This is a genomic window from Rhodococcus sp. P4_B6 (assembly GCF_056402215.1).
This window is the reverse complement of record NZ_JBFUHV010000286.1, coordinates 1-7,152: the sequence shown is the minus strand read 5'-3', so window position 1 is coordinate 7,152 and position 7,152 is coordinate 1. Positions and strand designations below refer to the sequence as shown.

Annotated in this window: 7 protein-coding genes; 6 read left to right on the top strand and 1 reads right to left on the bottom strand. The window is 65.9% G+C overall.

Going from position 1 to position 7,152, the window contains the following annotated elements; translation table 11 throughout:
• The 5 genes from AC1DWT_RS48535 to AC1DWT_RS48515 all read left to right on the top strand — a co-directional run.
• Positions 1 to 910, top strand: a 910-nt coding sequence (locus AC1DWT_RS48535) for a GTP-binding protein (RefSeq protein WP_477925996.1), incomplete at its 5' end; no start/stop codon positions are given.
• A 166-nt stretch (positions 911 to 1,076) separates the two neighbouring features.
• On the top strand, positions 1,077 to 2,186 hold the full coding sequence (gene bar / locus AC1DWT_RS48530) for a barbiturase (protein WP_095861746.1): 1,110 nt from the start codon (positions 1,077 to 1,079) through the stop codon (positions 2,184 to 2,186).
• Positions 2,187 to 2,286: 100 nt separating this feature from the next.
• Positions 2,287 to 3,792 (top strand): amidase, encoded by a 1,506-nt coding sequence (locus AC1DWT_RS48525; protein WP_072944376.1) that lies wholly within the window; start codon positions 2,287 to 2,289, stop codon positions 3,790 to 3,792.
• Between the two features lie 9 nt (positions 3,793 to 3,801).
• A complete protein-coding gene (locus AC1DWT_RS48520; protein WP_206013818.1) occupies positions 3,802 to 5,496 on the top strand; it encodes a PucR family transcriptional regulator in 1,695 nt (564 codons plus the stop codon).
• 200 nt (positions 5,497 to 5,696) lie between these two features.
• Positions 5,697 to 5,969, top strand: a complete 273-nt coding sequence (locus AC1DWT_RS48515) for a hypothetical protein (RefSeq protein WP_095861748.1) — start codon at positions 5,697 to 5,699, stop codon at positions 5,967 to 5,969.
• A 15-nt stretch (positions 5,970 to 5,984) separates the two neighbouring features.
• On the opposite strand, the gene AC1DWT_RS48510 is transcribed toward AC1DWT_RS48515, so the two are convergent.
• Positions 5,985 to 6,701 (bottom strand): TetR/AcrR family transcriptional regulator, encoded by a 717-nt coding sequence (locus tag AC1DWT_RS48510; protein ID WP_095861749.1) that lies wholly within the window; start codon positions 6,699 to 6,701, stop codon positions 5,985 to 5,987.
• 113 nt (positions 6,702 to 6,814) lie between these two features.
• Between AC1DWT_RS48510 and AC1DWT_RS48505 the strand changes: the two genes are divergently transcribed.
• On the top strand, positions 6,815 to 7,152 hold a 338-nt coding region (locus AC1DWT_RS48505; protein ID WP_477925995.1), incomplete at its 3' end, for a helix-turn-helix domain-containing protein.

Genomic DNA, 7,152 nt, shown 5'->3' with positions numbered 1-7,152 from the left:
GCCCCTGCCCGTCGCCGAGACATTCACGTTCATCGACACCGACGGGCACGCGCTTGCCGACATCGCGCGATTGGACACCATGGTGACCGTCGTCGACGGCCACAGTTTTCTCCGGGACTACCGGTCCGGCGATCCCGTCGGGGCCGACGCTCCCGAGGATGAACGCGACATCTCCGATCTTCTGGTCGATCAGATCGAGTTCGCCGACGTGGTCTTGATCAGCAAAGCCGACCTCGTCTCCGCCGAGCACCTCGCCGAGCTGACCGCCTTGATTCGATCGCTGAACAAGACCGCGGACATCCACGCGATATCTCACGGACACGTCCCACTCGACGCCATCATGGATACCGGCCTGTTCTCCTTCGACAGGGCAGCCCAGGCGCCCGGCTGGCTGCAGGAACTCCAGGGAGAGCACACCCCCGAGACCGAGGAATACGGAATCGGTTCGGTCGTCTACCGCGAACGCGCCCCCTTCCACCCGGGGCGGCTACACCGGTTCCTCACCGGCGACTGGACGAACGGCAGACTTCTCCGCGCCAAAGGGTACTTTTGGAACGCCGGCCGGTTCACCGAGATCGGCAGCATCTCCCAAGCCGGTCACATGATCCGACACGGGTACGTCGGACGGTGGTGGAAGTTCCTCCCCGACAGCTACTGGCCGGAAGACGACTACCGCCGCCAGGGAATTCTCGACAAATGGGAAGAACCGGTCGGTGACTGCCGACAGGAACTCGTCTTCATCGGCCAAGGCATCGACGCCGACACCCTTCGGCATCAGCTCGACATCTGTCTCCTCACCACCGCGGAAATCGACTTTGGTCCCGACACGTGGTCGGGGTGGCCCGACCCCCTCGGCGCCGGTCACTCCGATCACGTGACCAGCCAGGTAGCCCAGACGAGCACCCTCTGATCCTGTCACCAGCGGCACTGGCCAACTCTGCCCAATGTGAGTTCTGGTTTGGGCAAACTTTGCCAATGTCCGAAGGTGCTCGCCCTCATAGCGTGGGCTGCGTTGGAGTTCCGATCGCCACCGGCTGATCTCGACTACCCGCAAGCCACGTATAGAGGAGATGTCAATGCCCGAAGCAATCGAGGTCCGCAAGGTTCCCCTGCACAGCGTGTCCGACGCCGGCGAGCTGGCGAAGCTCATCGACGACGGTGTGTTCGAAGCGGACCGCGTCGTCGCAGTCATCGGCAAGACCGAGGGCAACGGCGGCGTCAACGACTACACGCGCATCATCGCGGACCGGGCCTTCCGTGAGGTCCTCTCCGCCAAGGGCAGCCGAAGCGCGGACGAGGTGGCCGGGGTGCCCATCGTCTGGTCCGGCGGTACCGACGGTGTGATCAGCCCGCACGCAACGATCTTCGCAACCGTGCCGGCGGAGAAGGCGGTGAAGACCGAAGAGCCGCGACTGACCGTCGGTGTCGCGATGAGTGAGCAACTTCTCCCCGAAGACATCGGTCGCACGGCGATGATCACCAAGGTGGCAGCAGCGGTGAAGATGGCGATGGACAACGCCGGAATCACCGACCCCGCCGACGTGCACTACGTGCAGACGAAGACGCCGTTGCTGACGATCCACACCATCCGGGACGCCAAGAGCCGCGGCGAGACGGTGTGGACCGAGCAGACGCACGAGTCGATGGACCTGTCGAACGGTGGTACGGCACTGGGGATTGCCGTCGCCCTCGGCGAGATCGAGATGCCGGGCGATGCCGACGTCATGCACAGCCGGGACCTCTACTCGTCGGTCGCATCCTGCTCCTCGGGTGTCGAGTTGGACCGGGCTCAGATCGTGGTGGTGGGCAACGCGCGCGGTGTCGGCGGCCGCTACCGGATCGGGCACAGCGTGATGAAGGATCCGCTCGATCAGGACGGCATCTGGTCGGCGATCCGGGATGCGGGACTCGAGCTGCCCGAGCGGCCCCACACGAGCGACCTGGGCGGCCGGCTCGTCAATGTCTTCCTCAAGTGCGAGGCGAGTCAGGACGGGACGGTGCGCGGCCGCCGCAACGCGATGCTCGACGACTCGGACGTGCACTGGCACCGTCAGATCAAGTCGTGCGTAGGCGGTGTCGCGTCGTCGGTCACCGGTGACCCGGCGGTGTTCGTGTCCGTGTCGGCCGCACATCAGGGCCCGGAGGGTGGCGGCCCCGTCGCCGCCATCGTCGACCTCGGCCAGTAGTTCCTGGTCGCACCGTGAACGAGGGTGCGTGGCCGCCACCGGGCCGCTGCGCACCCTCGATCGCCGGCATTCGCTTCCGAAACCGTGGAGAGGTTCACAAGTGTCACACGTCATCGATCCCGTCGACGCGGGCGATTCGCCCCGGACTGACGTCGAACCCTTCGGCGGTCCAGGAGGATACGACGACCTCGTCATGTGCGACGCGCTGACGCTCAGCGGCTTGATCAAGAGCCGCGAGGTGTCGTGCGTCGACGTCATGACTGCCTATCTCGACCACATCGAACGGCACAATGGCAGTGTCAACGCCATCGTTGCCCTGCGGGGCCGGGACGAGTTGCTGGCCGAGGCGCGCGAACGGGACCATCAGCTCGCCGACGGGCACTACCTCGGCTGGATGCACGGGTTCCCGCACGCCGTCAAGGATCTCTCGGCGGCCAAGGGGCTTCCGTTCACGTCCGGATCACCCATTTTCGCCGACCGGATCGCCGACGCGGACGATCTGTTCGTCGCGCGGATCAAGGCGGCGGGTGCCATCGTCATCGGCAAGACGAACACCCCCGAATTCGGACTCGGGTCCCAGACGTACAACCCGGTATGGGGTACGACGGCGACACCGTACGACACGTCACGCACCGCAGGTGGAAGCAGCGGCGGTGCCGCCGCGGCCCTGGCATTGCGGATGGTCCCGGTTGCCGACGGCAGCGACTACATGGGGTCGCTGCGAAATCCGCCGGCCTTCAACAATGTTGTGGGATTTCGTCCTTCCTGGGGACGCATCCCCGAGGCAGGCTTCATCGCTCAGGGCGCGGTGGTCGGCCCGATGGGTCGGTCGGTTGCCGACGTGGCGCAACTCCTGTCGACGATGGCAGGGCCCGACGCAGGCGCCCCGCTCGGCATCGGCGAGGATCCCGAGGTCTTCACGCGGAACCTCGAGCGGGACTTCCGCGGAACGCGGATCGCATGGGTGGGCGACTGGGACGGGTACCTGGCGACGGAACCCGGAGTTCTCGAGCTGTGCGAGTCCTCGTTCGACGCATTCCGGAACATCGGCTGCCACGTCGAGGCGGCGCTTCCCGACTACAAGCCCGAAGACATCTGGCAGCTCTTTCTGAGATGGCGCTGGTGGGCACAGCTCGGCCTGGTCGACCTCTACGACGCCCCGCAGACACGCGAGCAGATGAAGCCCGAATTCGTGTGGGAGATGGAACACGGAATCGCACTGTCCGCGCTCGACGTCACCAAGGCCGCGGCGGCCCGCAACGATTGGCAGGCCGCACTCACGAAGATGTTCGAAACGTATGACTACATCCTCGCGCCCAGTGCTCAGGTGTTCCCCTTCGACAAGTCCACACACTGGCCCACCGAGATCGCCGGCCGGCCCATGGACACCTACCACCGGTGGATGGAGACCGTCGCACCGTGGACGATGACGAGCCTCCCGGTTGCCGCGATGCCGGTCGGTTTCGATGGCCGCGGGCTCTCGATGGGAATTCAGATAATCGGCCGACACGGCGCTGACCGAGCCGTCCTCCAACTCGCCCACGCGTACGAGCAGAAGACGAAGTGGACGCAGCGCGTGCTTCCGCCGGCACTCCTCTCGAACTGAGCTGCACCCGTGGACGCAGTCGATCTGCCGTCACCTGCCGGATACGCGTTGACGATTCGGGAGGTGCTGACCCTCCCCAGCTTGGCCGGCTCCACGCTCATCGCGGGGGCGGGCGGACTGGAGCAGACCGTTCAGCGGGTCAACGTCATCGAGGTGCCGGACATCCTGCCGTGGGTTAAACCCAACGAACTGTTGATCACCACGGGGTTCCCTCTGCGACATGCAGATTCGGGCGAGCCGTTCGACCCCCTCGCGCTGGTCGAACTCGTCGAGGGCCTCGCCCGGTGCGGCGCAGCCGCACTCGGTGTCAAGGAGGGCCGGTACCTCGGCGATCTCCCTGCCGCGATGCTCGAGGCATCGGACCGTCTCGAAATCCCGCTGTTTCTCATCCCACACGACATCGGTTTCGACGAGGTGATGTCCGAGGTGTTCACACACCTCGTCGATCGGCAGGCGTTCGCCCTCGACGTTGCCGATCGCATGCACCGTGCCTTGACGAAGATCGTCCTCGAAGGTGGCGACCTGCCGCAGATTGCGGACGAGGTCGCCGCGCTGTTCGACGCTGCGGTGCTGATCTGCACACCGGACGGGCGGGTCAACGCGTCAGCGGGTACGACGGCCAATCTGCAGGTGTTGGAGGGGCTGCCGCTGTTCGACCCGTCCGGCCGGCTTCGCACCGAGCGTCTGCGCCACGGCCTGCAGCCGGCGCCGGGCACGGAGGCCGGCCAGATCGCCGTCGCACCGGTTCACGCGGGCGGGACCGAACACGGCGTCATCGTCGCCTTCGTGGGCGACGGCGGATTGGGCTCCGTCGCCGTGCAAGCGCTGGAGCGAGCCGCAACCGTTGTCGCGCTGGCGGTGACCAAGCAACTCGCCGTGTCGGCGGTCGAGTCAAGGTTTCACGGCGACTTTCTGCGCGACGTACTCAACGGGAATGCCGGTACGGTTGCACAGATTACGGAGCACTGCGCGCAGCTCGAATGGGACGTGAACCGCGCCATGGTGGTCGTTGTCGCGGAGCTCGACCCGGACCCCGCTCGCTCGACCGTCGGCCCCGCGATACGGCCGCCGGGTGCCGGACGGATGCCGCAACAAAGACTCACTGCTGCCTGGAAACAAGTGGTCCGGCGCAGGGACCGGTACGCACCGGTGGTCGGGTTCAGCCACGAGGTGGTGGTGTTGATGCCGGTCGGTGACGAGGACTCGAGAATTGTCGTCGACGATCTGATTGCGGCCGTCACCGGTGACCGTGGAGGCGGCAGGCATTCGTTCTGCACCGGCGTGAGCCGGGTCATCGGTTCGGCTGCAGACATTCCGCAGGCGTACGACCAGGCACGTAAGGCAGTGACGGTGGGGCGGCGCATGCGCGGAAACGGTTCTGTCGCACACTTCGACAGCCTGGGCGTCCACAGACTGCTCTCCCTGGTCGACGACAGCGCCGAGCTCCGATCGTTCGCCACCGAGATCCTCGGGTCGCTGGCGGGCGACGCAGACGAGGCGATCGATCTCCGCCAGACGATGCAGGCACTCCTGGACACCAACTGCAACGTCGCCGAGACTGCACGCGTCCTGCATTTCCACTACAACACGCTGCGATACCGAATCGGCAAGTTGGAGAGCATCGTCGGCCCGTTCACGACGGATCCCATTCTGCGCCTGGACGTCGCGCTCGCATTGAGGGTAGTGGAGATGGAGGGCTTGTGACCGATCACCACGATATCCGGGCCCGGCGGCGAGAGCATCGGCGATATTTGCTCAACCGGTGGGAAATCTTGGTAAATGGCTACTATCCCCGCACCCGCGCATCGGTGGAAAGCTGAGCGCAGCGTGCAGAAACAGCGCCAATGCAAAAGTCCCGCGGATGAACTCGTCCTCTCCGTCCACCGCTCTGTGATAGGACAGCAATGAACGCTCTGCTCTACCCAGGCATTGTGCTTCTCATTGTCTCCAACGTGCTGATCCCCCCGTCCCTTCTGCGTGTCCACACCGGAACCAGTCAGCTTCTGAGCTGGAATGTCACCCTGTCAGTGACAGGTGCGGCGACGATGCTGGTGAGCGCGTTGACTTCCACGGATGCATCGATGGGGCAGCGTTGGGCCACAGCGCTTGCCGGACTTCTGTGCGGCGGCGTCCTGGCTGTGACAATCGCCGTGTTGCTCAGGCCTCGATCCACCTGATCGGGCCGCGGCCCGCTATTCGGCGCGCTCCGCGACGAGTGCGGCGAGGCCGTCGAAGATCCGGGCCAGGCCGAATTCGAGCGCGTCGTCCTGCCCGGACGAGGAGCGGGCGGAGGCGAAGGCGGCCGCCGCCTCGGGATAGCGTTCGGAGTTGTCGGTGAGGATTCCCGTCATGAGCGCGTTCAGGGCCTTCTCGGGTGTGTCGGTTTCGGCGCCGGGGGCCGTCGACTGCTGAGCGAGGCTGCGGACGTGGCCGGTGATCAGGACGACCGAATCCAGTCGTTCTCCGCCGGTGAGCCCGGTGCCGCTCAGTGCCGAGAGGCCGGTTTCGAGCCAGCCCAGTTCGTTCGGTCCCATCACGCGGGGGCCGACGGCGACGTCCACGACCCACGGATGCCGTCGCAGACCCGCCCACATGCGCAGTGCCCACTCGTGGAGCGCTGCGCGCCAGCCGCCGTCGATCTCGGACAGGTCGGGTGCGGGTCCGAGAGCGGCATCGAGCATGAGGGCGGTCAGCTCGGCCTTCCCCGGGGTGTAGCGGTAGAGGGACATCTTGGTGAACCCGAGGTCCTCCGCGAGGCGCTGCATCGACAGCGTGGCGAGGCCCTCCGCATCGGCCATCGAGATGGCGGTGGCGACGATCCGCTCGAGGCTCAGCGCCGGCTTGGGGCCGCGCTTCGGTCTGTCCGGTGATCCCCAGAGCAGCTCGGCGGTACGGGGCTGGGTGACCATCTTGCGCTCCTCCGGCCGACTCTTGATCCGTGAGTCTTTCGGCGCAAACCGGGTCCTTCAGGGCCGGGATGGCCGATCTGGATCTGTCGGACTGTGGGGCTAGTGTCTGGGTCATGGCGGGGAGGGTGGTGAAGCGGGCGTTCAAGTTTCGTTTCTATCCGACTGTGGTGCAGGCGGAACAGCTTGCCCGGACGTTCGGGTGCACCMGGTATGTCTACAACCGGGCGTTGGCCGAGCGGACGCGGGCATGGTCGCAGGAGCAGCGTCGGGTGACCTACAGCGACACGTCGAAGATGCTCACCGGATGGAAGCGGGACGCTGAGACGGAGTGGTTGGCGGAGCCGTCGAAGGGGCCGTTGCAGGARTCGCTGCGGCAGTTGCAGGGCGCGTTCGAGAGGTTCTGGCGCACGCAGGCCGGCTACCCGMARTTCAAGARGAAGGGCCAGTCGAA

Coding starts and splice junctions, on each gene's coding strand:
- bar (WP_095861746.1), top strand. CDS start 1,077: ATGCCCGAAGCAATCGAGGTCCGCAAGGTTCCCCTGCACAGCGTGTCC.
- AC1DWT_RS48515 (WP_095861748.1), top strand. CDS start 5,697: ATGAACGCTCTGCTCTACCCAGGCATTGTGCTTCTCATTGTCTCCAAC.
- AC1DWT_RS48510 (WP_095861749.1), bottom strand. CDS start 6,701: ATGGTCACCCAGCCCCGTACCGCCGAGCTGCTCTGGGGATCACCGGAC.